Source organism: Streptomyces sp. SAI-127 (assembly GCF_029894425.1).
GTDB lineage: Bacteria > Actinomycetota > Actinomycetes > Streptomycetales > Streptomycetaceae > Streptomyces.
Genome location: NZ_JARXYJ010000001.1, coordinates 2,596,972 through 2,623,729, shown reverse-complemented (window position 1 = coordinate 2,623,729; position 26,758 = coordinate 2,596,972). Strand labels below are relative to the sequence as shown.

The following is a 26,758-nucleotide window of genomic DNA, read 5'->3' as shown; positions in this document are numbered from 1 at the left end:
GCGTGTTCGCCGGGACCGGCGTGGCCTTCGGGCTGGCAGGAGGCTCGATCACCCGGGTCCGGTACGCGGACGGGCACATACGGTCAAGGCGACCTTGGGCGCGGTGGCCCTGTGGGCGGTCAGCATGGGCTTCCGTCTCGGCTTCGCGGTCTGGTCCTCCCACCCCTCCGGTGGGGCGTCCGTCGCCCGCTTCTCCACCGATCACGACATCACCGGTGGACAGGCGTGGGTGGCCGCCCTGGTCCTCATGGCCGCACACGCGCCCGTCACCGGGAACCGGCTCCCGTGTCCGCCCTGGCTTGAGCCGGGGCAGCGAAAGGGGCTTCGTGACGTCAGGACTGAAGCAGCACCACGCACGACTCCCCGGGCACATGCAGCACCCCGTCCGCGCCCGGTGCCTCCACGGGCTCCCAGGCCGCGAGGACGGCGGCCTCCCGGGGGCCGAGGGGGATCGCCGCCGGCGACTTCGCGAGGTTCACGGCCACCCGGACGTCCCCGCGGCGGAAGGCGAGCCAGCGCTGGTCCGCGTCGTAGGCGACCTTGGTGTCGGCGAGGTCGGGGTCGGTGAGGTCCGGCTGTTCGTGCCGCAGCGCGAGGAGCCGGCGGTACCAGGCGAGTACGCGCGCGTGAGGCTCGCGTTCGAGCTCCGACCAGTCGAGGCAGGAGCGGTCCCGGGTCGCCGGGTCCTGCGGGTCGGGCACGTCCTCCTCGGCCCAGCCGTGCTCCGCGAACTCCCGCCGCCTGCCCCGCCCGTACGGCCTCGGCAAGCTCGGGATCGGTGTGGTCGGTGAAGAACTGCCAGGGCGTGCCCGCCGCCCACTCCTCACCCATGAACAGCATGGGCGTGAAGGGCGCGGTCAGGGTGAGCGCCGCCGCACAGGCCGCCAGGCCGGGGGACAGCGACGCCGCCAGCCGGTCGCCCACGGCGCGGTTGCCGACCTGGTCGTGGGTCTGGGAGTAGCCGAGCAGCCGGTGCGCCGCCGTGCGCGTACGGTCCAGTGGGCGCCCGTGGCTGCGGCCACGGAAGCTGGAGTAGGTGCCGTCGTGGAAGTAGCCGCCGGTGAGGGTCTTGGCGAGCGCGGCCAGGGGCGCGCGGGCGAAGTCGGCGTAGTAGCCCTGCGACTCACCGGTCAGCGCGGTGTGCAGGGCGTGGTGGAAGTCGTCGTTCCACTGCGCGTGCAGCCCGAGACCGCCCTCCGCGCGGGCCGTGATGAGCCGCGGGTCATTGAGGTCCGACTCGGCGATCAGGAACAGCGGCCGCCCCAGCTCGGTGGCGAGGCTGTCGACAGCTGTCGACAGCTCCTCGAGGAAGTGGCACGCGCGCGTGTCGGCGAGCGCGTGCACGGCGTCCAGGCGCAGTCCGTCGATCCGGTAGTCCCGCAGCCAGGACAGCGCGCTGGCCAGCAGATACGCGCGCACCTCGTCGGATCCGGGCGCGTCCAGATTGATCGCGGAACCCCAGGGCGTGTGGTGCGTGTCCGTGAAGTACGGTCCGAAGACGGGCAGATAGTTGCCCGAGGGGCCCAGATGGTTGTGCACCACGTCCAGGACAACGCCCAGGCCCAGCTCGTGCGCCCGGTCGACGAAACGCTTCAGGGCCTCGGGACCGCCGTAGGGCTCGTGCACGGCCCACAGGGAGACGCCCTCGTAGCCCCAGCCGTGGCGCCCCGGGAAGGGACACAGCGGCATCAACTCGACGTGGGTGATGCCGAGTTCGACGAGGTGTTCGAGGCGGGCGGCGGCCGCGTCCAGGGTGCCCTCGGGTGTGTAGGTGCCCACGTGCAGCTCGTAGAGGACCGCGCCCGGCAGCGGACGGCCCGCCCACCGCGTACGCCATGCGTACCGCTCGTGCTCGACGACCGCGCTGAGCCCGTCCGGGCCGTCCGGCTGACGGCGCGAGCGCGGATCGGGAAGGACGGGGCCGTCGTCCAGCGCGAAGCCGTAGCGGGTGCCGTCCCCGGCCTCCGCCTCGCCCCGCCACCATCCCGGGCGCTCCGGATCGCGCTCCAGTGCGCGCGTGGCGCCCTCGCAATGGAGCGTCATGCGGTCGGCCTTCGGTGCCCACACCTCGAACTGCATGGACGGTCCCCTTCGTCTGCTCACCGTGATGTAGCCCGTCCATGGTGCGTCAAACGAGATCAATCCGCCTTTGTATCCTCCGCTTTGCGGCAGGTGTCGTCAGCTACGCGCGTGCGGCGGGCGTTGTCTCGTTTTCTGGACACCCGGGGTTCGCTGCCCGACAATCACCAACGTGACGTCGTCCTTCGAGTTCAACACGTACCCCGCGCGGCTGTCCGACGCGGAGCGCGACCAGGTGCTGAAGGTGCTCCGTGACGGCGTCGCCATGGGCCGTCTGTCGCACGACACGTTCGTGCGCCGCATGGAGCTGGCCCTCATCGCGCGCCGGTCCGACGAACTCGCCGCGCTCACCGCGGACCTGCCCCAGGAGAGCCGGGTCTCCCGACTGGTGTTCGGCACTGTCGAGGCCGTCTCCGGCTTCACCGTACGGCTGCGCAGGGCGTGGCAGGCCGAGCGCCTGCCCAAGCTGCTGCTGCCGCACCCCGGCAGCGGCCACGCGCTGCGCATAGGCCGCGATCCGGCGAACGGCCTGCGGCTGACCCACGAGACGGTCTCCCGGGTCCATGCCGAACTCAGCCGTCAGGGAGGCATGTGGGTCCTGCGGGATCTCGGATCCACCAACGGCACCACGGTCAACGGCCGGCGGGTCATCGGCGCCGCCGTCGTCCGTGAGGGCGATCAGGTGGGGTTCGGCCGGATGGCCTTCCGGCTCGCGGTCAACTGAGCCCAACCTCACCTCTGGCCTGGGATTTACGTGCCGTCGCGGCCCAAAACCCCGTCCGTCGCGCGGTGTTGACGTACCCCTGAACTCGTGACTGACTGTGCGTACACCATGCACACCAGGTGAACCGACGGCACCACATTGTGGAGGTGTGCCCTGCCGCCCCTCCTCCGCTACCCGACCGTCGACGAGCTCGGTGCACGGGCCGCAGCGCTCGTCGCCCGCCACCCCGCAGACGCCCGACTGCGCCGCGCCGGCACCTCCCGCGCGGGCAACCCCCTGTGGCTGCTCTCCGTCGGCCACGGCAGCCGCCAGGCCCTCGTCGTCGCCGGGCCGCACGCCAACGAGCCCGTGGGCGGCGGGACCGTCCTCAGGCTGGCCGAGCAGGCCCTGGCCGACCCCCGGCTCACCGTCGAGGCCGACGCCACCTGGAACCTCCTGCTCTGCCTCGACCCCGACGGCCTGCGCCGCAACGAGGGCTGGCTGCGCGGTCCGTACTCCCTCGACCGCTACTTCCGGAACTTCTTCCGCCCCGGCTTCGGCGAACAGCCGGAATGGCTGCCCGACGGCGCGGAGGCCGCCGCGCTTCCGGAGACCCGCACCCTCCTCGCCCTCCAGGACGAACTGCGGCCCTTCCTCCAGTGCTCCCTGCACGGCGTCGACGTCGGCGGCGGCTTCGTCGAACTCACCCGCGACCTGCCCGGCCTCGCCCGGCGCGTCGCCCACGCGGCGGCCCGGCTGCGCATCCCCCGCGAGTTCGGCCCGTACGACACCCTGTACTGGCCGTGTCTCGGCCCCGCCGTCTACCGGATCCCGCCGCCCCGCCGCGGCGACCTGGCCGCCGCCATCACCGAGGCCGCCGTCGAGTCGACCTGGTACCACCCGCACCGGCACGGCACCGTGACCGCGGTCGTCGAGGCGCCCATGTGGGGCGTGGCCGCCGTCGAGGACGGCAGCACACCCGCCGACGAGGCCGCCGTGCTGCGCACCGTCAGCCACACGCTGCGCCGCGACGCGCTGCTCCTGGAGGACGTCCTGGCGCGGATCCGCCCGCAGGTGTCGGACGCCCCGGACGCGGCCCGCCTGCTCGCCCCGGTCGAGGACTATTTACTGGTCGGCCCCGGACTCGCCGACGCGTGGGACCCCGACGTCGCCGACGGCGGCCGCCCGCTGCCCCCGCTGAGCACCGGCCACCTGGCCGCGCTGCGCATCGCCGGACGGCGCCTGGCCCTGCGCACGGCCGGGCTCCTGCACCAGCTCGTGAGCCGCGCGGGCGCCGACCCGGCCGGCGCCCTGCCGGAGCTGGACCGGCTCATCGACCTCTGGTGCGCCGACTACCGCGACGGCGGGGCGCGCTGGATCCCGGTCCCGCGCCAGATCGAGTACCAGTCGCGGGTGGTGCTCGCCGCCTTCGAACTCGCCGCGCGGCGCGCGCCCGCACGCTCCCGTTCGGGTGAGCCGGGCTGGGGTTCCGAGGCCGCCGTGCCGATGCATCGGGAATGACGTACACGATCACAGCGACGGCGGTACGGCGAGCGGCATGCGCGGGTCTGACGGTGGCGGCCGTCCTGCTCCTCGCCGCCGCGGCGCCCGCGCCGGCCGGGTCCTCCACCGGAGACCACCTCTTCCTCACGGTGACCAGGGGCGACGGCCGCTCCGGCGACACCCGCGGCACCCTCCTGCTGTGCGACCCGCCCCAGGGCCATGGCCGGGCGGCCGAGGCCTGCGCCCAACTCGCCGCCGCCGACGGCGACATCGGCTCACTTCCGGCGGCCGCGGGCGTCTACTGCACGATGCTCTACGCGCCGGTCACTGCCCAGGCCAGCGGGGAGTGGAACGGCCGACCGGTCGAGTACCGGCAGACCTTCTCGAACGGATGTGTGATGGCGGCGCGGACCGGGGCGGTCTTCGCACTGGAGAGCTGACACGTGACGCGTGGCGCGGTGACGCACACACGCGTGGAGCGACGCCGGCTCAGTCCGCCCGCACGCGCGCGTGCAGCGCCACCGCCACGACCGTGCGGGCCTGGTGCTCCACCTGGTGCTCCAACGGCACCCAGCGGGCCCGGAAACGGTCCGCGAAGGCGTCGCTCCAGGCCTTGACGAGCTGTTCGAGACGCGGTGCCGTGTGGTCGTCGGCCTCCCGAAGGACCCGCAGCAGCATGGCCGCCGCCCGCAGCGGCAGCCGGCGGGAGAACGCGTCCACACTGCCGATGTACGCCCTCGTGTCATCGACGGGCCGGGTGTGGATCCAGTCCGCGGCCAGTCCCGGAACCAGTTCCAGGCTCCAGGTGGCGGCCCGCAGCAGCGGCCCGTCGGCGCCCTCCAGGCGCGGCAGCGCATCCGCCAGCACCCGGTCCACCGCCCGCGACTGGCGCAGCAGCCGGCCCGCCAGCCGTCCCATCGCCGCCGCCGGCGCCGGATGCGGCGCCGGATCGTCCACCAGGTCGCTCGCCCACATCGGCACCTCGACCACCGCGGTCAGACCGCCGTACCGGTGCGCGTGGTACCAGGTGCTGCGCCGCGCGTCGTCCGGCATGCTCGGGTACGCCGCCCCCGCGCCCGGCGCCGGCATCACATGCACCCCGGGCCCGGACGCCGGCCAGCCCGCCGCGTCCGACGCACCGGTCTCCACCGGGATGTGCAACTCCGCCGCGGACTTCGAGAACGGCTCGGAGAGTCCCGGCACGTCCTTCGTCAGCTGCACCCAGCTGCCGCCCAGATCGGTGCCGTGCAGGGTCACCTGGAGGTAGGGGCGCAGTTCGTCGATCAGCCCCGTCAGGGCGCGGGTCTCGGGCGGCAGCCGATCGGGCGGCAGCATCGCGGGCGCCCACTCCGGCTGCTCCTCTCCGGCGGGCCGGAAGAAGCCGAGGTGGTACTCGAAGAGGCTGCGCGGAGCCGGGGTGACATGGAGACTCGCGCCGTCCGGATCGGCGCACAGCAGGAAGTGCCAGGACGTTCCCGACCTCAACTCCCGCTCGGCCAGTACCCGTGCGGCCACGGCCAGGGCCGCGGGGCCGCCGGTCGGTTCGTTGGAGTGGGCGCCCGCGACCACCAGGACGGCCCGCCGGGCATGGCCGATCGACAGCACATGGAGGGGCCTGCCCGCTCGCGAGACACCCACCTGCCTCAGTCGGCAGACGTCGGGGCGCTGTGCGGCCAACGCCCTCGCGGAAAAAACCAGTTCGGTCACCGTGGGGTAGCGCAGCTCCGGCAGGAGACTCACCCCCGATATGTCCGACCGGCCTCGCAGTTCGCAGTACCCCACGGTCCGGTTGAGCTGTCAAGCACGCGGTGGGGGAGGCTCCAGGGGGCGCCCAGATGCATTTACCGGCAACCGGCAGAGCCGTATGTGCCGACGGGGTCGCCCGCGCCCCCCGGCCCGCAGTGACAGAAGGCCTGGCCGCACCGGCCGCACCCACCCTGACCTGGTCAGTCCGTGGCGACCCGCTCCAGCAGCGCCACCGGCGATTCGCCCAAGAGCTCCGCCACGCGCGCGTGCCCGGAGAACTCCCGCTCCGGTACCAGCACATCGCTCCACACGCCCGGCGGCAGCGGCAGCACCGTCTCCCGCCAGCCGCCCGCCTCCGCCAGCCGCAGCGACAGCCGGGTCACCGCGGTGACCACCTCCCCGGAACGCACGAACGCCGTGCAGTGCGCCGCCGAGGGCCCCTCCGCGACCAGCGGCGTGTACGTCGCCTCGTCACCGAAGACATCCGGCCGGCGTCTGCGCAGCCGCAGCGCCGCAGCCGTGAGCGCGCCCTTGTCGCCGGAGTCCTCCGGCGGGAACCGCACGGGCCGCCGGTTGTCCGGGTCCACCAGCGCCAGGTACGTGCCCTCCGTGCCCTGGTACACGTCGGGTACCCCGGGCATCGTCAGCTGCACCAGGGCCGTGCCCAGCACGTTCGCCCGGATGTGCGCCTCCAGACGGCTCCGCAGCCCGGCCACCACGTCGCCCTGCGGCCCGCACGGCCCCGCCGCGACGAACGCCGCCACCGCCTCCTCGTAAGCCGGCTCCTGCTCCGTCCAGCTCGTGTACAGCCCCGCCTCGCGCACATGCTTCAACAGCGCCTCCCGGACCCGCTCCGGGGCCGCGGGGCCGAGCCCGAACACCGTCTGCCAGGCGGCCCACGCCAGCTGTGCGTCCGGCACGCCGTCGCCGGTGCGGGTCACCTCGGCCAGCGTGTCCGCCCACCACTCGGGGCACTCGGTGAGGACGGCCAGGGCCGCACGCACGTCGGCACTGCGCTTGGTGTCGTGCGTCGACACCACGGTCCCCGTCAGTGGCCAGTCGCGCTGCACGCGCGTGCAGTAGGCGTGGAACTCCTCGGGCGAGACCGCCGGGCTCCCGGGATTCCCGCCCACCTCGGTCGCCGACAGCAGCGGCACGTACCGGTAGAACGCCGTGTCCTCCACGGACTTGGCCCGCAGCGCGGAGGCCGTCTGCGCGAACCGGGTCCGGAACTCCACATGGTCCGGCCCGTCACCGGCCCGCCCCAGCACCAGATCACGTACGACGTCGACGGCGCCCGCCTCCTCGGGGATCACGAAGGCCGCCCGGGCCTCGGCCGCGGCCTCCTCGGTGACGACGGCGGCGGCGTCCGAGGAGCCGTAGGGCCGGTAGACCTCCATCCGCACCAGGAGTTCCTGGAGCGCGGTGCGCAGCGCCCAGGGCGCGCGGTCGCGCAGCGCGGGTTCCGGGGACGCGGCACACACGCGTGTCGCCACCCGGGTCAGCCGGTCGGTCTCGGCGGCCAGCTCGTGTGTGATCACCTTGTACGCCGCCCGCCGTGCCGTCGCGGCCCAGTCGCCGCCGCGGTCGGTCTGCGGGGCCGCGAACCGCCGGTACTGGCCGAGGAGTTCCCCGAACCCCGCCGGGTCCGTGAACAGCCCGTCGATGTGCCGCAGGGCGTCGTAGCCCGTGGTCCCCGCCATCGGCCAGGAGGCTGGCAGCCGCTCCCCGTCCGCCAGGATCTTCTCCACGACCGTCCAGCGGCCGCCGGTCGCCTCGTGCAGCCGCTGCAGGTAGGTGTCGGGGTCGGCGAGGCCGTCGGGGTGGTCGACCCGCAGCCCGTCGACCACTCCCTCGTGCAGCAGCTGGAGGATCTTGGCGTGGGTGGCCTCGAAGACCTCCGGATCCTCGACCCGCACGCCGATCAGCTCCGAGATGCTGAAGAAACGCCGGTAGTTGAGCTCCGTACGGGCCAGCCGCCACCAGACCGGGCGGTACCACTGCGCGTCCAGGAGCTGGGGCAGCGGGAGTTCCTCGGTGCCCTCGCGGAGCGGGAACACGTGGTCGTAGTAGCGCAGTACCCCGCCGTCCACCGTGAGGTTGCCGAGCTCCGCGCCCACCGGGTGTCCCAGCACCGGCAGCAGCAGCTGACCGCCCTGTGCCTCCCAGTCGATGTCGAACCATCGCGCGTACGACGACTTCGGGCCCTCCCGCAGCACCTCCCACAGGGCGTGGTTGTGGCGCGGGGCCATCGCCATGTGGTTCGGCACGATGTCCATCACCAGACCGAGCCCGTGTTCCCGCGCGGTGCGCGACAGCGTCCGCAGCCCGTCCTCGCCGCCCAGTTCCCCGCGCACGCGCGCGTGGTCCACGACGTCATAACCGTGCGTCGAACCGGGGACGGACTCCAGGACGGGGGACAGGTGCAGGTGCGAGACGCCGAGCGAGGCCACGTACGGCACGGCCGCCGCCGCTGCCGCGAACGGGAACTCGGGCTGCAGCTGCAGCCGGTACGTGGCCGTCGGCACCGACGGGTCGGGTCGCTCAGATGTCATGCAGACCTACGTACCCGCCCTGCCGCCTTTCGTGTCATCTCGTGCTCCATGTGTGCGGGACGCGGACGTCGCACCGGCACGACGGTACGGTCCTGTCCCCACGCCGACGGCGCATCCGGCCTCGTACCCCGGACGCGCCGCAAACGCTCCCCACACGCGCGTACCCGTTCACCGGCACGCGAACACACCCTGCTAGACGGGCCGTTGCAGCACCATCATGCTGCGGTCCACCAGGGTCAGCCGGTCCCCGGCCTGCACCTTCACCCCCGTGCCCGGCGGCACCCCGTCCGGGCGGCCGGTGTCGACCACGACCTGCCACTGCCGGCCGTGGTTGACGGGAACCACGAAGTCCAGCGCCTTGGGCGAGGCGTTGAACATCAGCAGGAACGAGTCGTCGGTGATCCGCTCCCCACGGGGGCCGGGCTCGGAGATCGCGTTGCCGTTGAGGAAGGCCGTCAGTGCCGAGGCCTGCGCGCGGTCCCAGTCCCGCTGGGTCATCTCCTTGCCCTCGGGTGTGAACCAGGCGATGTCCGACAGCTCGTCGTGGGTGCCCTCCACGGGCCGCCCGTGGAAGAAGCGGCGACGGCGGAAGACCGGGTGGTCCTTGCGCAGCCACACCATCGCGCGCGTGAAGGCCAGCAGTTCGGCGCCGAGCCCCGTTTCGCCGGCGGATTCGGGCCATCCCACCCAGGCCAGCTCGCTGTCCTGGCAGTAGGCGTTGTTGTTGCCGCGCTGCGTGCGCGCGACCTCGTCGCCGTGGCTGATCATCGGCACGCCCTGGGACAGCATCAGCGTGGCGATGAAGTTGCGCATCTGCCGGGCGCGCAGCTCCCGCACCGCAGGATCGTTCGTCTCGCCCTCGGCCCCGCAGTTCCAGGACCGGTTGTGGCTCTCGCCGTCGCGGTTGCCCTCTCCGTTGGCCTCGTTGTGCTTGTCGTTGTACGAGACGAGGTCGTGCAGGGTGAACCCGTCGTGGCAGGTCACGAAGTTGATGGAGGCCAGCGGACGCCTTCCGTCGTCCTGGTAGAGGTCGGAGGAACCGGTCAGCCGGGACGCGAACTCCGCCAGCGCGCGCGGCTCGCCCCGCCACAGGTCACGCACGGTGTCGCGGTACTTGCCGTTCCACTCGGTCCACAGCGGCGGGAAGTTCCCCACCTGGTAGCCGCCCTCGCCGACGTCCCACGGTTCGGCGATCAGCTTCACCTGGGAGACCACCGGGTCCTGCTGCACCAGGTCGAAGAACGACGACAGCCGGTCCACCTCGTGGAACTGCCGGGCCAGGGTCGCCGCGAGGTCGAAGCGGAAGCCGTCGACATGCATCTCGGTCACCCAGTACCGCAGCGAGTCCATGATCAGCTGGAGTACGTGCGGGGACCGCATGAGCAGCGAGTTCCCGGTGCCCGTGGTGTCCATGTAGTACCGCTGGTCGTCGGTCAGGCGGTAGTACTGCGGGTTGTCGAGGCCCTTGAAGGACAGCGTCGGGCCCAGATGGTTGCCCTCGGCGGTGTGGTTGTAGACGACATCCAGAATGACCTCGATGCCGGCTTCGTGCAGCGCCCTGACCGCAGACTTGAACTCCAGGACCTGCTGGCCGCGGTCGCCCCAGGAGGCGTACGCGTTGTGCGGGGCGAAGAAACCGATGGTGTTGTAGCCCCAGTAATTGTTCAGGCCCATGTCGACCAGGCGGTGGTCGTTCACGAACTGGTGGACGGGCATCAGCTCCAGGGTGGTGACGCCGAGCTCCACCAGGTGCTCGATGATCGCGGGGTGCGCGAGGGCGGCGTAGGTGCCGCGCAGCTCCTCCGGCAGCCCCGGGTGGCGCATGGTGAGGCCCTTGACGTGCGCCTCGTAGATCACCGTCTCGTGGTACCCGATCCGGGGCCGCCGGTCGTCGCCCCAGTCGAAGTACGGGTTGACCACGACCGACGTCATGGTGTGCGGCGCCGAGTCGAGATCGTTGCGCTTGTCGGGCGAGTCGAAGTGATAGCCGTACACCTCCTCGCCCCAGCGGATGGAACCGCTGATCGCGCGCGCGTACGGGTCGAGCAGCAGCTTCGACGAGTTGCAGCGCAGGCCGCGCTCGGGTGCGTACGGCCCGTGCGCGCGGAAGCCGTAGCGCTGCCCGGGCATCACGCCGGGCAGGTACGCATGCCGGACGAACGCGTCGCTTTCGCGCAGTTCCACCGCCGTTTCCGAGCCGTCGTCGTGCAACAGACACAGCTCTACTCGGTCCGCGGCTTCGGTGAAGACCGCGAAGTTGGTGCCGGCGCCGTCGTACGTGGCACCGAGTGGATACGCCTCTCCAGGCCAGACCTGCATGGAACGACTCTTTCAGGTGTCCCGCGCCGCGTGGGGCGCCTTGGCCTCGAGTGTCCACGAAAGTGATGGAACCACCTATGACTTACGTCCCTCTTACCGATCGACCAGTGCCACAGGGCGATCACAGGATCGTCCTGGGCCGAACAAATGGGGCATACACGTACTCCCGGAGTTGCCCGGGGAGTAGGGGGAAGATGTGCGCAAGATAGTGCACCGCCACCTCGGGAAAGTGGTGGCAGGTGCGGCCGTCGCGGTGGCAGGGACCGCCGTGATGATCGGGATCACCCTGCCGGGCACGGCGGGGGCGGACGACACGGGAAACGGGAAGGCGGCCGCGGGGCAGTCCGCGGCGCAGGCGGGACAGGGTGCGGACGGGGCCGTGGCGCCCGGGGTCGTCGAAAAGGCCCCGGCCGCCGAGGGCGAGAAGGGCAAGGGCCGCGACCCGCTCACCGACGACGAGATCCAGCGGGTCGAGCAGATCGCCGTGAACCAGCAGCTGCTCAACGCCAGTGAGGACGTCGAGGGCGAGCGCGGCCCGGAGCGGCTCACCGTCGACCTCGCCGACCCGAAGGCCGGCGAACTGGACGACCCGGACGCGCCCCGGCGCGCCGACGTGACGCTCTACGACTACCGGGACGACACCCTCGTCACCAGGACCGTCGACCTCGACACCGGCAAGGTCGTCGCGACCGGCACCCAGCACGGCGTCCAGCCGCCGCTGAGCAGTGCCGAGTACGCCGAGGCCGCGAGCCTTCTGATCGCCGACCCGCTGGGCGCGGACCTGAAGGCCGACTACAAGGACGCCACCGACAAGGAACTCACCGGCCCCAACCAGCTGCTGCTCACCGGCGCGGTGTACCGGGCGGTTCCCGGCGGTCAGCCCGCCGCGCTCGACAAGTGCGGCGAGCACCGCTGCGTGCGGCTGTTCCCGAAGGTGAAGAACGGCCCCTGGATCGACGCCAGGGCCTTCGTGATCGACCTGAGCGCCCGCAAGGTCGCCAAGCTCGAGAGCTGACCGCCTCCCTCCGTCCACTTTTCCAACCCGCTACTTCCGCAGGGGAGTCATTTCTTCATGCGTGTCAACAGAATCAGCCGTGCCCGCAGGCACGCGGCCCTCGGTGTGTCCGTGGCCGCGCTGGCCGCCGGTGTCACGACCGGTGCGGGACCGGCCGCCGCCCAGCCGAAGGCCGCCGCGGCGGCCGCCGCGGAGTGCAGCACCGCCTACAAGATCGAGCAGAAGCTCGCCAGCGGCACGACCTGGCGGATGTGCTGGCGCTACGACAGCAAGGCCGGGCTCGTCCTGGAGGACATCTCCTACCAGCCCAAGGGCGAGGCCTCGCCGATCAAGGTCCTCAACAGTGCCAGGCTCGGCCAGATCCACGTCCCCTACGACGACGGCAGCGTCGAGTACGACGACCTGACGGGCTTCGGCTTCGCGCAGGGCCTGATGAACCTGGACCCGGGCGAGTGCCCCGGCGGCACCATCAAGAGCGTCAAGGTCCCGGACTCCTGGGACCCGGACCACGCGAACGTCAACGGCCTGTGCACCACCACCCGCTCCCGCGGCCACGCCTACCGCATGCAGGGCGACAGCGCGAACAAGGTCTACCAGGCCCAGGGCAAGGACCTGCTCGTCTACTCGGTCAACCAGGTCGGCTGGTACGAGTACATGACCGAGTGGCGCTTCCAGGACGACGGCACCGTCACCATGAACCTCGGCGCGACCGGCAGCCTCTCCTTCGAGGACTACGACGCCGGGGACGGCCGCGGCTGGCCCATCGGCAAGGGCCCGCGCGCCCAGGCCACCAGCCACAGCCACAACGCCTTCTGGCGCCTCGACTTCGCCCTCGACGGCTCCTCCAAGAACCGGGTCGAGCAGTACGACTCGACGGTCACCGCGGCCGCCCAGGGCCAGCAGGCCGCGACCGTCAAGACCACCCGCACCCCGGTCACCAAGGAACTCGCGGGCGATGCCAAGAGCTACCGCTGGTGGCGCATGGTCAGCGCGGTCGGCAAGAACAAGGACTGGCACCCGCGGTCGTACGAGATCGTCCCCGGCCCGAGCACGAAGTACCCGGGCCGCAGCTTCACCAAGCACGACGTCTACGTGACCGAGTACAACCAGTGCGAGCAGTTCGCCAGCAACAACACCGGCAACTGCGGCACCGGAGCGGGCAAGTCCGTCGACAAGTGGGTCAACGGCCAGACCCTCACCCACCCGGTGGTCTGGATGAACGTGGGCTTCCACCACATCGCCCGGGACGAGGACCAGCAGCCCATGCCGGTCCACTGGCAGGGCTTCTCCATCGCCCCCAGGGACGTCACGGCTATGAATCCGCTCACTCCGGCCGAGCTCGCCGGGCAGAACGGCCACTGGGAATTCGGTAGTTGAGAACGACCCTGTCCATCCGGCTGCACCGCCGACCGCTCCCGGAGTACCCTTCCTTGATCGTTGGGTGGGGCCATGCCCCCGGGAGTGCTCGGGGGAGCGGAAGGCGGTGCGCGGGTGGGCTCGGGAGGGCTGGAGCTGCCCCCTGGTGACGAGGGTCACGAGGGGCACTCCGCAGACGCCCCGCCCGGCACGGTGTCCCTGGCACGGCCGATGGACGCGGGAGCGACCATCGGGCCGGAGCTGGACTGGGACGCCGACGCCTGGCGCGAGGTACGTACACGCGCACAGCGGGCCGGCCGCGCCTACATCTGGCTGAACCTCGTCGAACAGCGGCTGCGGGCCGTGGTGGCCGCTGTTCTGCGCCCCATCTACGAACCCGTCCACGGCCACGACGACTGGGTGGTCGCCGCCGCCGGGCCCGCCGGACAGGAGTGGGTGCAGCGCGCGGTCGCCGTCCGTGAAGTCAGCCGCCGCAAGGGCTACTTGCTGGACCCGGCCGACGACAACGTCCTCAGCTTCCTCACCCTGCCGCAGCTGCGCGAGCTGATGGTGCAGCACTGGCCGTGCTTCGAGCCCTACTTCGACGACCGGCGCGATGTCGAACTGGCCCTGGACGAGCTGGAGGTGACGCGCAACGTCGTCTCCCGCAACCGGGCCCTGTCCGAGGCGGTCCTCGGCCAGGCCGAGCGCGCCTCCGCCAAGCTGCTGGAGATACTCGGCGCCGGCGGCGACGTGCCGTCCGCCCGCCGACTGCCCGTCGACGCGGTCGAGGACCTGGTCGGCGACCGGTACGCCGACGTGGTCGCCGTGCACACCGACCGGGTGCGGCTGCTGCGGCAGTTCCCCGCCGAGGACATCTTCGGCGGCGCCCGCCGCCTGGATGCCGTCGGCATCGGCCTCAACCTCCTCGTGCAGAACTTCTCCGGCCGCCGTCTGGTCCGTCTGGCCGAGGCCGGCTGCCGGGTGCGGCTGCTGTTCCTGAACCCCGCCTCCAGCGCCGTCAAGCGGCGCGAGCGGGAACTGGGCATAAAACGCGGTGAGTTGAGCCGCGCGGTCGAGATGAACATCCTGCACATGCGCCGGGTGCGGTCGAGGCTGCGCGACCCGGGCGCCTTCGAGATCCAGGTCTACGACGACACCCCGCGCTTCACGGCCTACCTCGTGGACGGCGACGGCTCGGACGGCATCGCGGTCGTGCAGTCCTATCTGCGCCGGGCGAGAGGCATGGAGGCGCCGGTCCTCGTGCTGCGCAACGGCCAACGGGTGGTCAAGCCGGGCGATGTGGACGACAGCGGCCTCTTCCCCACCTACCGCGAGGAGTTCGAGACGAACTGGGCGGATTCGCGGCCGGTGTCCTGAAGTGTTCCGCTGTTCTGGAGTGTCCCGGCCACCCCAAGTGTCCGGATCGGTAAGCGGAATGCGGTCCTCTGATTGTCAGTGGCGCATGGGAAGGTGGAGACCACTGGGGGAAAGCACCACCAAGAAGGGGGACGGCCCATGGGCTGGCACCGAGAGCTGCTGATCGGCTTCGACCTGGAAACCACCGGCACCGATCCGCGCGAGGCGCGCATCGTCACGGGAGCCGTGATCGAGGTCAGGGACGGGCAGCCCCTGGGGCGCCGGGAGTGGCTGGCGGATCCGGGCGTACAGATCCCGGCCGACGCCGTGGCGGTGCACGGCATCAGCAACGAGCGGGCGGCCGCCGAGGGCCGCCCCGCCGACCAGGTCGCCGACGCCATCGCGGACGTCCTCGCGAGCTACTGGAAGACGGGCGTCCCGGTCGTCGCGTACAACGCCGCCTTCGACCTGAGCCTGCTCTCCGCCGAACTGCGCCGGTACGGCCTGCCGTCCCTGCGCGAGCGCCTGGGCGGCCTCGACCCCGCCCCGGTCATCGACCCGTACACCATCGACCGCTCGGTGGACCGCTACCGGCGCGGCAAGCGCAACCTCGAAGCGGTCTGCACGGAGTACGGCGTCGCACTCGACGCCGCCCACGACGCCTCCGCCGACGCCCTCGCCGCGGCCCGGCTCGCCTGTGCGATAGCCGCGCGCCACACCAAGGTCGCCGCCCTCGGCCCGGCGGAGCTGCACCGCCGCCAGATCGAGTGGTACGCGGAATGGGCGGCGGACTTCCAGAGCTTCCTGCGCCGCAAGGGCGACGCGACGGCGGTGATCGACGGCACCTGGCCGCTGCGCGAGCCCGCCGACGAGACGGTGTGAGAGAGCGTCACTCCGGCACGGGACCCGCGATGGGCTCCACCCGCGGCTTCGCCAGCCGCTCGTAGTCGGCCCCCGACAGGCACAGCGACCGGTCGAGCCGGGCGGCGTTGAAGTACAGCCGGGGTTGAGCCACGACGTCCGGATCGGCGACGACCTCCAGTGCGGGATCGAAGCTGAACGGCAGCACCGTGCCGGGGATCGCGCGGGCCAGCCGCTCGGCGGTCTCCGCATCGCTGAACCCGACATAGCGCGCGGCGTACAGCGCCCGGATCGCGTCCAGGTCCACGCGCCGGTCCCCGGGGACGACCGCCAGGACATTCCGGGTGGTCCGGCGGTCCACCTTGACCCGCAGGACGATGCATTTCGCGGCCTCGGAGGCGGGGTGTCCGCGCAGCGCGCACACGGCGTCGGTGGTGCCCTCGGGCGCGTGGTCGATCAGTGTGTAGTCGACGGAGGAGGCGTCGAGCAGGGAGATCAGACGGTCGTAGGTGTCGTAGGCGTCGTCGCCGGGCATCGGGTGTCCTCTTCGCTGGGGTGAACTGCGGTGCGGGGCAGAGCCGTTGCGCGGTGGGCGCGTTCCACGGACTGCCCCCAGTAGGTGCCGGTGATCATCATGACCGCGCCGAGCCCGGTCAGTACGGTGAAGGGCTCACCACCCAGGGCGACTCCCACCGCGGCGGCCCAGATCGGTTCGGTGCCGAGCAGCAGGCTGGCCCGGCTGGCCGAGGTGCGCTGCACCGCCCAGGTCTGGGCGAGGAAGGCGAACACACTGCAGAACAGGGCGAGATAGAGCAGCTGCGCCCAGGTGGCCGTGCCGGCGTGGGCCAGGGTCGGAAGCTCGCGTGCGGCCGGGGCCAGGAACAGGGCCGTGCCGACGAGGGTCTGCACGGTCGTGAGGTGCAGCGGCCGTATCGCCCGGCCCGCGGTGAGCCGGCCGACCAGCGCCATATGGCCGGCCCGTACCACCGCGGCGCCGAGCATCAGCAGGTCCCCGAGGCGGGGTGCGTGGAAGCCGTTGCCCGCCATGAGGAGCCCGACGGCCAGGACGCACACACCGGCGGCGGCGTAGAAGGCGGGCGGCAGACCGCCCCGGTGACCGGTGCGGTCGAGAAGGGGGGTGAGGACGATGGTCAGGCTGATGATGAGCCCGGCGTTGGCGGCGCTGGTGTGGGCGACGCCGTAGGTCTCGACGATGAGGACGGCAGCCTGGGTGAGGCCCAGGGGCACCCCCGCCCGGAGTTCCTCGCGGGTCCACCGGCGCGGCCCCCGCCCGGGGGCGGCGACGACTCCCAGGCAGGCGAGTGCGGACAGGGCGTAGCGGGCGAAGAGCACCAGCAGGACGGGGAGAGCGGACGTCGCTGTCTGGGCGGAGAGATAACTCGAACCCCAGACGATCGCGACCAGCAGGAGTACCGCGTCGGTACGGCGGGCGTCGGACATGTCCCTACGGTCCACCAGGAACCCGCTGAAGCCCAGATCCACTTTCTAAAACGATCTTTTAGTACTCCTACACTGTCGTGATGGACGAACGACAGCTGCGGATCCTGCGGGAACTCGGCGAACTGGGCAGCGTGACCGCGGTCGCCGAGGCGATGCTGGTGACCCCGTCGGCGATCTCACAGCAACTGCGGCTGCTGCAGCGTTCGGTCAGGGTCCCGCTGACCGAGCGCGACGGCAGGCGGCTGGTGCTCACGGACGCCGGGCAGGCCCTGGCGGGCGCGGCCATCGAGGTGGAGACGGCGCTGGCACGCGCGCGGCACACGGTCGAGGAGTTCGTGGACCGGCCCGAGGGCGAGGTCTCGGTGGCCGCCTTCCACAGTGCCGCCGCGGCCTTCTTCCCCCTGCTGCTGCGCGCCCTCGCCGGCCCCGGCGCCCCCGTGCCGAGGCTGGCCGACAAGGACGTGCCGCAGGAGGACTTCCCCCGCCTCACCCGGGAGTACGACATCGTCCTGGCCCACCGTCTCGACCATGCCCCCGCCTGGCCGTCCACGGTGTCGGCCACCACCCTCCTGCGTGAACCACTGGACGTGGCCATGCCCGCCGACCACCCACTGGCGGCCGGAGACCGGGTGACCCCGGACGACGTGGCCGACGAGCCGTGGATCACCGTCCACGACGGTTTCCCGGTCATGGCCACCATCGAGGCGATCGCGGCGGCAGCGGGCCGCCGCCTCCACCTGGCCCACCGCATCAACGAGTTCGCGGTGGCAGCGGAGGCGGTGGCCGCGGGCGGCGGCCTGGCGCTGATGCCCCGCTGGACGACGCGCCGCCATCCGGCGTTGGCGCTCAGACCCCTGAGCGGCGTCCGGGCGAGACGGTACATCGACGCGCTGTACCGCCCCGAGAGGACAGCGAGGCGGGCGGTCCGCACGGTTCTGACGGAGCTGAGGAGCGCAGCACGAACGGTTCAAGGGGGAGACGACTGACCCCAGCGGTCAGAACGAATACCACCGCACCGTCTCGTCACCGTCCCGCAGCGAAGCCACCCTGCGCTCGAACTCGGCCAGCGCCTTGGGGTTCGACGGCGCGTGCTGCGCGACCCACGCACAGCTGGCCGTCTCCCGAGCCCCGCGCAGCACCGAACACCCCTCCCACTCACGGACATCCCACCCGTACGCAGCGGTGAACACGTCATAGGCCTCGGCAGGCAGCCCGTACCGATCCCGGGACAGCGCCATGACCACCAGATCATGCTCACGCAGATCCGAGGAGAAGGTCTCCAGATCGACGAGAACCGGCCCGTCAGGCCCCACGTGCACATTGCGGGGCAGCGCGTCCCCGTGAATCGGCCCCGGCTCCAGATGAGGCGTCACCGCGGCCGCGGCCGCCGCGAAACCGTCCCGCCGCTCCCGGAGGTATGCCGCGTCAGCGGGGTCGATCGCGTCCCCCGCAAGCCTCAGCCACCGCTCCACACCATCCAGCAGCTCCCGCGGCGGCAAGTCGAAGGACGGCTTCGGCAGCGCGTGCACGACCCGTAGCAGTTCGGCCAAATGCCGTGGCTCGGCGGGCCGTACGGCGTCGGGAAGCCGGTGCCACAAGGTCACCGGATGCCCCTCCACCAACCGCGCCTTCGGCTCGGCCGCCCGCACCGCGGGCACCCCCGCCTCCGCGAGCCACACGGCGATGTCCAGTTCACGGCGTGCCCGGTCGAGGAGCTCGGCGTCGCGGCCCACCTTGACGACCAGGTCACCGGCGGCGAACACGGCGTTCTCGCCCAGGGCGAGCAGCCGGGCCCCGGGCGGCATTCCCGCCGCGGCCAGTACGTCCCGCGCCCGTGTCTCGTCCATCGTCCGGCCTCCCGGTCCTGACATGTCGCGCATGCCTGTGTATTGCCACCGCGAACGGCGTCGAGTTCACGCCATCGCCCGGCCAGTCTCGCATTCCCACAGGTGGGCCCGTGTGCGCGCTGCCTTGACGGCGCATACCCCCTTCACGACCATGACGGAGGCCCAGGCCAGGAGGGCCGGAACGTCACGAACCGTGCGAAGGAGCCGATGACGTGACCTTGGTGACCGCGACGGAGCGGTCGGCTCAGGGCGCACCGCGCGCCGAGGGGGACCGCCGGACTCCGGACCGCGGGGCCTGGTTCCTGGTGCTGCCCGCGCTGATCCCGATTCTGGTGCTGAGCGTGGGACCCCTGCTGTACGGGATCCTGCTGGCGTTCACCGACGCCCAGTCGGGCCGGACCCGGGCCACCCAGTGGATCGGCGGCCTCAACTTCCAGGATCTGCTGCACGACACCCTGTTCTGGGAGTCGTTCCGGATCGGTCTGGTGTGGGCGGTCGGCGTGACCGTGCCGCAGTTCCTGCTGGCGCTCGGCCTCGCCCTTCTGCTCGACCAGGACCTCAGACTGCGCTGGCTCGCCCGTGCCCTCGCGATCATCCCCTGGGCCATGCCCGAGGTGGTCGTCGGTGTCATGTGGCGACTGGTCTACAACCCGGACGCCGGTGTCCTCAACGAGACCCTCCGCAACCTCGGCCTCGGCGACGGCCGTGACTGGCTCAGCGGTCTGTCCACCGCTCTGCCCGCCGTGATCGTCGTCGGCGTCTGGGCCGGGATGCCCCAGACGACGGTCACCCTGCTCGCCGGCCTCCAGAACACCCCGCGCGAACTCCACGAGGCGGCCGCGATGGACGGCGCGGGCGCCTGGCGCCGCTTCCGCACGGTCACCTGGCCCGCCCTGCGGCCGGTCGCCCTCGCGATCACCGCCCTCAACTTCATCTGGAACTTCAACTCGTTCGCCCTGGTGTACGTGCTGACCAGCGGCGGACCCGGCGGCCGCACCCGGCTCCCCATGCTCTTCGCCTACGAAGAGGCCTTCCGCTACGGCCAGTTCGGCTACGCCGCCGCGATGGGCCTCGTGATGGTCGCGGTGATCTCCCTCCTCCTCGCCCTCTTCCTGGTGGGCCGGCTCAGGGACCGAACGGGAGGTGACCGGGCATGAGGACCAGCACCACCGGCCGCGTCGGCCAGTACGCCGCCCTCCTCGCCTACCTCGTCTTCCTCGCCTTCCCCTTCCTCTGGCTCATCTCCACCGCCTTCAAGTCCCCGCGAGAACTGGGCAGTCTGCACCCCACCTGGATCCCGCGGGACCCCACCCTCGACAACTTCCGCCAGGCCTTCGACGAACAGCCCCTGCTGCGCGCCGCCGGAAACTCCCTGCTCGCCGCGGCCGCCGCCGCCGTGATCGCCGTACTGATCGCGACCCCGCTGGCATACGTCATGGCACGCCACCGCACCCGGCTCGCGAAGGCCGCCACGGGCTGGGTGGTGGTCAGCCAGGCCTTCCCGCTCGTGCTGGTGATCATCCCGCTGTTCCTCGTGCTGAAGAACCTCCGGCTGATCAACTCCCTTACGGGCCTGGTGCTGGTGTACGTCGTGTGGGCGCTGCCGTTCGCGCTGTGGATGCTCGTCGGATACGTCCGTGCCGTGCCGACCGAACTGGAGGAGGCGGCGGCCGTCGACGGGGCCGGGCGGCTGCGGACCCTGGTGTCGGTGACGGCGCCGCTGCTCGCGCCGGGGCTGGTGGCGACGGCACTGTTCGCGTTCATCACCGCGTGGAACGAGTTCTTCTTCGCGCTGGTGCTGCTGAAGACCTCCGACAAGCAGACCCTGCCGGTCGTCCTCACCCACTTCATCGGCGCGGAGGGCGTCGCCGACCTCGGCCCGCTGGCGGCGGCCGCCTTCCTCGCCACCCTCCCCTCGCTGATCATCTTCGCGATCATCCAACGCCGTATCACGGGAGGCATGTTGGCCGGGGCGGTGAAGAGCTGATGCGCGCGCGATGGTTCGTCGGAGTCCTCCTTCTGCTCCTGGCCGGGTGTACCGGCACGAGCACGCCAGGGGAGGGCCGTATCACCCTCCGCTTCCAGTCCCTCGCCTGGCAGGAGGAGTCCGTCGAGGCCAACAAGGAACTCGTGAAGGAGTGGAACACGACTCATCCCGGCGTGAAGGTGGAGTACGTGCAGGGGAGTTGGGACAGCGTCCACGACCAGCTGCTCACCTCCTTCGAGGGCGGCGAGGCGCCGGACATCATCCATGACGCCTCCGACGACCTCGCGGACTTCGCCTACGGCGGCTACCTGGCGGACCTCACGGATCTGCTGCCGAAGCGGCTGAAGTCGGACATCCCGCAACGGAGTTGGGAGACCGCCACCTTCGGCGACGGCGTCTACGGCGTCCCCTTCCTCCAGGAGCCCCGTGTCCTCATCGCCAACGCCGAGTGGCTGAAGGAGTCCGGCGTCCGGATCCCCACCCCCGAACGACCCTGGAGCTGGGCGGAGTTCCGGCGGATCACCGAGCGGCTCAGCGGCGACGGCAGGTACGGCGTGGCCTGGCCGCTCAAGGAACCCGTCTCCGCGACCCTCAACCTGTCGCTGTCGGCGGGCGGACAGCTCTTCCACCGGGGCGCCGACGGAAAGGTCACCATCCGCTTCGAGAAGGCCGACGAGACCGTGCCCCGCACGATCCACGACCAGGCGAACACCGACCACAGCGCCTCGCCCACCACACTCGGCAGCGGCGGATCCGACACCCTGCCCGGCTTCTTCGGCGGCAAGTACGCGATGGTCCCGCTCGGGTTCTCCTACCGTCAGCAGATCGCGCAGCAGGCGCCGAAGGGCTTTCAGTGGCAGGTGCTGCCCGCCCCGGCCGGCGCCGACGGGCTCACCCAGGGCGTCAGCCCGCAGACCCTGTCCGTCGCCGAGGACAGCTCCCACAAGAAGGAGGCCGCCGAGTTCATCGACTTCCTGCTCCGGCCCGAGAACATGGTCCGGCTGGCGCTGGGGGACTGGATGCTGCCCACCGGAACCGAGGCCCTGAAGGATCCGGCCCTGCGCACCTCCGAGGACGGCTGGGCCACCGGTACCGCTCTCGCCTCCCGGCTGAGCCCGGCACCCGCGCAGTCCGTCCGGGGCTACCCGGAGTGGAAGGACAAGGTCGCCACCCCCGCCTTCCAGGAGTACTACAGCGGGGCCATCGGCCTCGGTGAGCTGCGCGAACGTCTGGAGGATGACGGAAACCTGGTGCTGGCGCGCTACCAGCGCTGAGGTAATTCGGTTGCCGGCGCCGAGGTCCCGCGCCTAGCGTGCCCTCCGTGGGAGCCTTCAACGCGATCTACATCTCCGGTCTCGGCCGGGGCTGCACGCACTCCATCCGGATGCGCCGCGGCCCCGGAGCCCTGACCGGCCCGGGGTGCGACACCCTCTGACGCCTGCGCGTCCGCGCCTCGCTTTTCCCCAGTCTTCCGGTCGGGGCCTTCGTCTGCCCGTTTCCCGTCACGGAAGACAAGGACCACTGGCCATGGGCCGCCCTACCCGCGCTTCCCGCGCGCTCTCGCAGAATTTCCTCACCGACCGCGGTGCCGCCGCGCGCCTCGCCGGACTCGCCGTACCGCGACCGACCCCGCTGCTGCTCGAGGTCGGCGCGGGAAGGGGCGCGTTGACCGAGTTGCTCGCTCCGCGCTGCCGCCGTCTGCTCGCGTACGAGATCGACTCACGGCTCGTTCCCGTACTCCGGGAGCGCTTCTCGGACACCCCGCACGTGCAGGTCGTCGAGGGGGACTTCCTCGTCGCCCGACCGCCCCGCACTCCGTTCGCCGTCGCGGGCAACGTGCCCTTCTCGCGGACCGCGGACATCGTCGACTGGTGTCTGAGGGCGCCCGACCTCACCGACGCGACACTCCTCACCCAGCTCGAGTACGCCCGTAAACGCACCGGGGACTTCGGCCGTTGGACCTTGCTGACGGTTCTGAGCTGGCCCCGGTACGAATGGCGTCTGGTGGGCCGGGTCGGCCGGTACAGCTTCCGGCCCGTGCCGCGCGTGGACGCGGGGATCCTGCGGATCGAGCGCCGCCGGACGCCGCTGCTCGCACCCAGCGCTCAGTACAGCTGGCGACAGCTGGTGGAACTCGGGTTCTCGGGCGTCGGTGGTTCGTTGCGTGCGTCGCTGTGCCGGGCCCACCCCCGGCGCCGGGTCGACGCGGCACTCCGCGCCGCCCGTCTCGACCGGGCCGTACTCGTAGGAGCGGTGTCGCCCGAGCAGTGGCTGCGACTGCAGGCGGTGCTGGGGCCATGAGTGACACCGGTTGCACGAGACGTATCGTCTCGCCTAGCCTGTCCGTCATGACCACTCGCTCGCACATCGCCATGTTCTCCTTCGCCGCCCATGGCCACGTGAACCCCAGCCTCGAGGTGATCCGCGAGCTCGTGGCGCGCGGGCATCGGGTCACGTACGCCGTCCCGCCCCTGTTCGCCGAGAAGGTCGCCGGGACCGGTGCCGAGGTGAAGCCCTGGAACTCGACCCTGCCGGGCCCCGACGACGACCCGGCGGCCTGGGGCACCGAGCTGCTCGACCACGTGGAGCTCTTCCTCGCCGACGCGATCCAGGCCCTGCCGCAGCTCGTCGAGGCGTACGACGGCGACCGACCGGATCTCGTCCTGCACGACATCACCGCCTATTCGGCCCGCATCCTCGCCCACCGCTGGGGCGTGCCGGCGATCTCACTCTCGCCGAACCTCGTCGCCTGGCGGGGTTACGAGGAGGAGGTCGCCGAGCCGATGTGGGCCGAGCCGAAGAGGACCGAGCGCGGGCAGGCCTACTACGCCCGGTTCCGGAGCTGGCTGGAGGAGAACGGGATCGCCCTGCACCCGGACACCTTCGTCGGCCGTCCCGACCGCTCTCTCGTACTGATCCCGAAGGCCCTGCAGCCGAACGCCGACCGGGTCGACGAGAGCGTGTACACCTTCGTCGGCGCATGTCAGGGCGACCGCGGCGCCGAGGGGGAGTGGCAGCGGCCGGCCGGGGCGGAGAAGGTGGTGCTGGTCTCGCTCGGCTCCTCGTTCACCCGGCGGCCGGACTTCTACCAGGAATGCGTCAGGGCCTTCGGTGACCTCCCCGGCTGGCACCTCGTGCTCCAGATCGGCAGGCACGTGGACCCGGCCGAACTCGGCACTGTGCCGGACAACGTCGACGTACGGTCCTGGGTGCCGCAGTTGGCGATCCTCAAGCAGGCAGACCTGTTCGTCACGCACGCCGGCGCGGGCGGCAGCCAGGAGGGACTGGCGACCGCCACGCCGATGATCGCCGTACCGCAGGCCGTGGACCAGTTCGGCAACGCGGACATGCTCCAGGGCCTCGGTGTCGCCCGCCGGATCGACACCGGGGAGGCGACCGCCGAGGCCCTGAAAGCGGCCGCCCTCGCGCTGGTCGACGACCCCGAAGTCGCCCGGAAGCTGAAGGAGATCCAGGCGGAGATGGCTCAGGAGGGCGGCACCCGCAGGGCGGCCGACCTCATTGAGGCTGCACTGCCCGCATGAGTGAGGGCCCGTTGGTACCCCGGTCACCAACGGGCCCTCAGTACAAGGGGGTTCAGCCTTCGCCGAGGAAGGCTCAGACCCTCAGCGGCTCACCCTCGTCGTCCCGCGCCGCGGGCGCCACCACGGCGTCCGCGGCCTCGTCGTGGGTGAGGTCGGGCAGCCGGTTCAGCCACTTCGGCAGGTACCAGTTGCGCTCGCCGAGCAGTGCCATCACCGCCGGGAGCAGCACGCCCCGGATGATCGTCGCGTCGATGAGCACCGCGGCCGCGAGGCCCACGCCCATCTGCTTCATGGACTGCATGGACAGCGTCCCGAAGATCGCGAACACGGCGACCATGATGACGGCGGCGCTGGTGACGACACCGGCCGTGGTGACCACGCCGTGCTGGATGGCGTCCCTCGTCGTGCGGCCCCGCAGGCGTGCCTCGCGGATCCGTGAGACCACGAACACGTGGTAGTCCATCGACAGGCCGAAAAGGATCACGAAGAGGAACAGCGGCAGCCAGGTGATGATGGCGCCGACACCCTCCGCGCCCACCAGCGAGGCACCCCAGCCGTGCTGGAAGACGGCGACGAGGATGCCGTAAGCGGCCCCCACCGACAGCAGGTTGAGCACGATCGAGGTGATGGCGACCGTCAGCGAGCGGAACGACAGCAGCATCAGCACGAAGGCGAAGACCACCACGAACGCGAAGACCGGGACGACCGCTCCGGTCAGCTGGTCGTTGAAGTCCTTGGAGCCCGCCACCTGTCCGGTGATCGGTGCCTCGACACCGTCGACCTTGCCGAGCGTGGCCGGACGTACCTCGTCGCGCAGCTTGTCCAGGCTCTCGCCGGCCTTGTCGAAGTCGGAGCCGCCCACCAGCGGGACGTACACGAAGGCGAGGTTCTGCGCGTCGTGCAGCTTGATCTCGACCGGGCCACGCGAGGCGCCCGAGGAGATCGCCTGCTCCTTGAAGTCGGCCAGCGCGCCGGTGACCTCGGGTGCGTTGATGTCGGCCGCCTTGACGACCACCTCGGCCGGATCGGAACCGCCGGGGAAGGCGTCGTTGACCCGGTTGTACGTCTGCACGATCGGCAGCGAGTCGCCGAACTCCTGGTCCAGGGTGAGGTTCTGGGTCTTCATGCCGAGGGCGGGTGCCGCGATGGCGAGCAGCGCGCCGGCCGCGACCACGACCGAGACGACGGGCTTCGCGAGGACGCCCTTCAGTACGGCCGTCCAGAAGCGGCTCTCCTGGTTGCCCCTCCGCTTGCGGCGCAGACGGCTCTCCGGGTGCAGGAAGGGGATCTTGCCCTTCTCGACCCGCTCGCCCAGCAGCGAGAGCAGCGCGGGCAGCACGGTCACGGAACCGACCATGGCGACCGCCACGACCATCAGCGAGGCCAGGCCCATCGCCTCGAACTCGGCGAGCCCGGTGAACAGCATGCCCGCCATCGCCACGCACACCGTGACACCCGAGACGATGATCGCGCGGCCGCTGGTGGCGGCGGCGATCCGCAGAGCGGTCTGCGGGTCCCGTCCGGCCTGTCGCTCCTCGCGCTCACGGCGCAGGTAGAACAGGCAGTAGTCGACGCCCACGGCCAGACCGACCAGCAGCATCACGGAGTTGGCGGTGTCGCTCATCGGCATCACATGGCTGACGACGCCCATCAGACCCATGGTCGCCATGATGGCGCTGACGGCCAGAAGCACCGGCAGCAAGGCCGCGACCAGGGCACCGAACGCGATGAGCAGGATTCCGAGGGCCACCGGCACCGCGGAGAGCTCGGCCTTCTCGAAGTCGTCGCCGAACGCGTCGTCGAACGTCTTCATCATGCTGGCGCCGCCGATCTCCTCGATCCGCAGCGACTCGTGCTCCTTCTGCACCCCCTCGACGGCCTTCAGCACCGGCTCGACCCGGTCGCCGGCGGTGTCCGCCTCGCCGCGCATGTCGAACTGCACGAGCGCGCTGCGGCCGTCCTTCGAGATCGTGTCGGTGTCGTACGGCGAGGTCACGTCCGTGACCTTGCCGGTGCCCTCGACCGCCTTCATCACCGCGGCGACGGCGGCCCTGAAGTCGGCGTCGGTCGCCTTGCCGCCGGACTCCTTGGACTGGATCAGCACCGTCTCACTGGCCGGCTCGTCGATCCCGGCGTCATCGATGATCTTCGCGGCGGTGTGGGTCTCCCCCTTCAGCTGGTCGCTGTCCTTGACGTCGACCCGGCCCGCCGCCGAGCCGAGCCCCATCGCCAGAACGACGAACAGCACCCAGATACCGACGGCAGCCCATCGGTGCCGTGCGCTCCAGCCGCCGGCCCGGGCGGCCAGGCCACGCACCCTTGTGTCTCCGTTCCCCATGACGGGCTTGCCCCCTTGAGAGCGGTGGCAGCCCCCTGCCGCCACCTTTCCTTTCGAAGGTATGGGCCGGATAAGGCCATCTCGTCG

General features: G+C 71.3%; 19 protein-coding genes and 2 pseudogenes. 13 read left to right on the top strand and 8 right to left on the bottom strand.

The features are described from left to right. Nucleotides 1-332: 332 nt before the first annotated feature. Nucleotides 333-2,079 (bottom strand): annotated as a pseudogene (gene treZ, locus M2157_RS12160) (malto-oligosyltrehalose trehalohydrolase). 172 nt (nucleotides 2,080-2,251) lie between these two features. Between treZ and M2157_RS12155 the strand changes: the two are divergent. From M2157_RS12155 to M2157_RS12145, 3 genes are all read left to right on the top strand, one after another. Continuing rightward, a complete protein-coding gene (locus tag M2157_RS12155; protein ID WP_266509522.1) occupies nucleotides 2,252-2,803 on the top strand; it encodes a DUF1707 and FHA domain-containing protein in 552 nt (183 codons plus the stop codon). A 138-nt stretch (nucleotides 2,804-2,941) separates the two neighbouring features. Continuing rightward, entirely contained in the window at nucleotides 2,942-4,303 is a 1,362-nt protein-coding gene (locus tag M2157_RS12150) for a M14 family zinc carboxypeptidase (protein ID WP_280865254.1), read from the top strand. Beyond that, entirely contained in the window at nucleotides 4,300-4,725 is a 426-nt protein-coding gene (locus tag M2157_RS12145) for an SSI family serine proteinase inhibitor (protein ID WP_280861839.1), read from the top strand. The genes M2157_RS12150 and M2157_RS12145 overlap by 4 nt, the downstream gene beginning before the upstream one ends. A 49-nt stretch (nucleotides 4,726-4,774) precedes the next feature. Here M2157_RS12145 and M2157_RS12140 read toward each other — a convergent pair whose 3' ends face one another. From M2157_RS12140 to glgX, 3 genes are all read right to left on the bottom strand, one after another. Beyond that, a complete protein-coding gene (locus M2157_RS12140; protein WP_280865253.1) occupies nucleotides 4,775-6,025 on the bottom strand; it encodes a M14 family zinc carboxypeptidase in 1,251 nt (416 codons plus the stop codon). 206 nt (nucleotides 6,026-6,231) lie between these two features. Next, entirely contained in the window at nucleotides 6,232-8,586 is a 2,355-nt protein-coding gene (gene treY / locus M2157_RS12135) for a malto-oligosyltrehalose synthase (RefSeq protein WP_280865252.1), read from the bottom strand. A gap of 192 nt (nucleotides 8,587-8,778) precedes the next feature. Further along, nucleotides 8,779-10,905, bottom strand: a complete 2,127-nt coding sequence (gene glgX, locus M2157_RS12130; protein WP_280865251.1) for a glycogen debranching protein GlgX — start codon at nucleotides 10,903-10,905, stop codon at nucleotides 8,779-8,781. A 196-nt stretch (nucleotides 10,906-11,101) separates the two neighbouring features. Here glgX and M2157_RS12125 point away from each other — a divergent pair, with 196 nt between their 5' ends. From M2157_RS12125 to M2157_RS12110, 4 genes are all read left to right on the top strand, one after another. Further along, nucleotides 11,102-11,920, top strand: a complete 819-nt coding sequence (locus M2157_RS12125; RefSeq protein WP_280861835.1) for a Tat pathway signal sequence domain protein — start codon at nucleotides 11,102-11,104, stop codon at nucleotides 11,918-11,920. Nucleotides 11,921-11,977: 57 nt separating this feature from the next. Beyond that, nucleotides 11,978-13,297 (top strand): copper amine oxidase, encoded by a 1,320-nt coding sequence (locus M2157_RS12120; protein ID WP_280861834.1) that lies wholly within the window; start codon nucleotides 11,978-11,980, stop codon nucleotides 13,295-13,297. 72 nt (nucleotides 13,298-13,369) lie between these two features. Then, the gene (locus M2157_RS12115; RefSeq protein ID WP_280865250.1) at nucleotides 13,370-14,656 is read left to right on the top strand and encodes an SAV2148 family HEPN domain-containing protein; all 1,287 of its coding nucleotides are present in this window, start codon (nucleotides 13,370-13,372) and stop codon (nucleotides 14,654-14,656) included. A 138-nt stretch (nucleotides 14,657-14,794) separates the two neighbouring features. Further along, nucleotides 14,795-15,517, top strand: coding sequence for a 3'-5' exonuclease (locus M2157_RS12110; protein ID WP_280865249.1), 723 nt, complete (start codon nucleotides 14,795-14,797; stop codon nucleotides 15,515-15,517). Nucleotides 15,518-15,524: 7 nt separating this feature from the next. On the opposite strand, the gene M2157_RS12105 is transcribed toward M2157_RS12110, so the two are convergent. Next, nucleotides 15,525-16,031 carry a YbaK/EbsC family protein gene (locus M2157_RS12105; protein ID WP_280865248.1) on the bottom strand — a complete coding sequence of 169 codons (507 nt, stop codon included), beginning with the start codon at nucleotides 16,029-16,031 and terminating at the stop codon, nucleotides 15,525-15,527. Further along, the gene (locus tag M2157_RS12100) at nucleotides 15,992-16,957 is read right to left on the bottom strand and encodes a DMT family transporter (RefSeq protein ID WP_280865247.1); all 966 of its coding nucleotides are present in this window, start codon (nucleotides 16,955-16,957) and stop codon (nucleotides 15,992-15,994) included. The genes M2157_RS12105 and M2157_RS12100 overlap by 40 nt, the downstream gene beginning before the upstream one ends. A gap of 80 nt (nucleotides 16,958-17,037) precedes the next feature. On the opposite strand from M2157_RS12100, the gene M2157_RS12095 reads away from it, so the two are divergent. Beyond that, a complete protein-coding gene (locus M2157_RS12095; protein WP_280865246.1) occupies nucleotides 17,038-17,943 on the top strand; it encodes a LysR family transcriptional regulator in 906 nt (301 codons plus the stop codon). A 9-nt stretch (nucleotides 17,944-17,952) separates the two neighbouring features. Here M2157_RS12095 and M2157_RS12090 read toward each other — a convergent pair whose 3' ends face one another. Beyond that, nucleotides 17,953-18,804 carry an aminoglycoside phosphotransferase family protein gene (locus M2157_RS12090; protein WP_280865245.1) on the bottom strand — a complete coding sequence of 284 codons (852 nt, stop codon included), beginning with the start codon at nucleotides 18,802-18,804 and terminating at the stop codon, nucleotides 17,953-17,955. A gap of 212 nt (nucleotides 18,805-19,016) precedes the next feature. On the opposite strand from M2157_RS12090, the gene M2157_RS12085 reads away from it, so the two are divergent. From M2157_RS12085 to mgt, 5 genes and pseudogenes are all read left to right on the top strand, one after another. Next, nucleotides 19,017-19,961: a sugar ABC transporter permease gene (locus M2157_RS12085; RefSeq protein ID WP_280861827.1), complete on the top strand. Its 945-nt coding sequence runs from the start codon at nucleotides 19,017-19,019 to the stop codon at nucleotides 19,959-19,961. After that, on the top strand, nucleotides 19,958-20,791 hold the full coding sequence (locus M2157_RS12080) for a carbohydrate ABC transporter permease (protein ID WP_280865244.1): 834 nt from the start codon (nucleotides 19,958-19,960) through the stop codon (nucleotides 20,789-20,791). The genes M2157_RS12085 and M2157_RS12080 overlap by 4 nt, the downstream gene beginning before the upstream one ends. Beyond that, nucleotides 20,791-22,065, top strand: coding sequence for a sugar ABC transporter substrate-binding protein (locus M2157_RS12075; RefSeq protein WP_280861825.1), 1,275 nt, complete (start codon nucleotides 20,791-20,793; stop codon nucleotides 22,063-22,065). Before M2157_RS12080 ends, M2157_RS12075 begins: the two co-directional genes overlap by 1 nt. 253 nt (nucleotides 22,066-22,318) lie before the next feature. Continuing rightward, a complete protein-coding gene (erm, locus tag M2157_RS12070; protein WP_280865242.1) occupies nucleotides 22,319-23,092 on the top strand; it encodes an ErmE/ErmH/ErmO/ErmR family 23S rRNA (adenine(2058)-N(6))-methyltransferase in 774 nt (257 codons plus the stop codon). A gap of 10 nt (nucleotides 23,093-23,102) precedes the next feature. Continuing rightward, nucleotides 23,103-24,333, top strand: a pseudogene (gene mgt, locus M2157_RS12065) (macrolide-inactivating glycosyltransferase). A 73-nt stretch (nucleotides 24,334-24,406) separates the two neighbouring features. Here mgt and M2157_RS12060 read toward each other — a convergent pair. After that, entirely contained in the window at nucleotides 24,407-26,671 is a 2,265-nt protein-coding gene (locus M2157_RS12060) for an MMPL family transporter (RefSeq protein WP_280865241.1), read from the bottom strand. Between the last annotated feature and the right edge of the window lie 87 nt (nucleotides 26,672-26,758).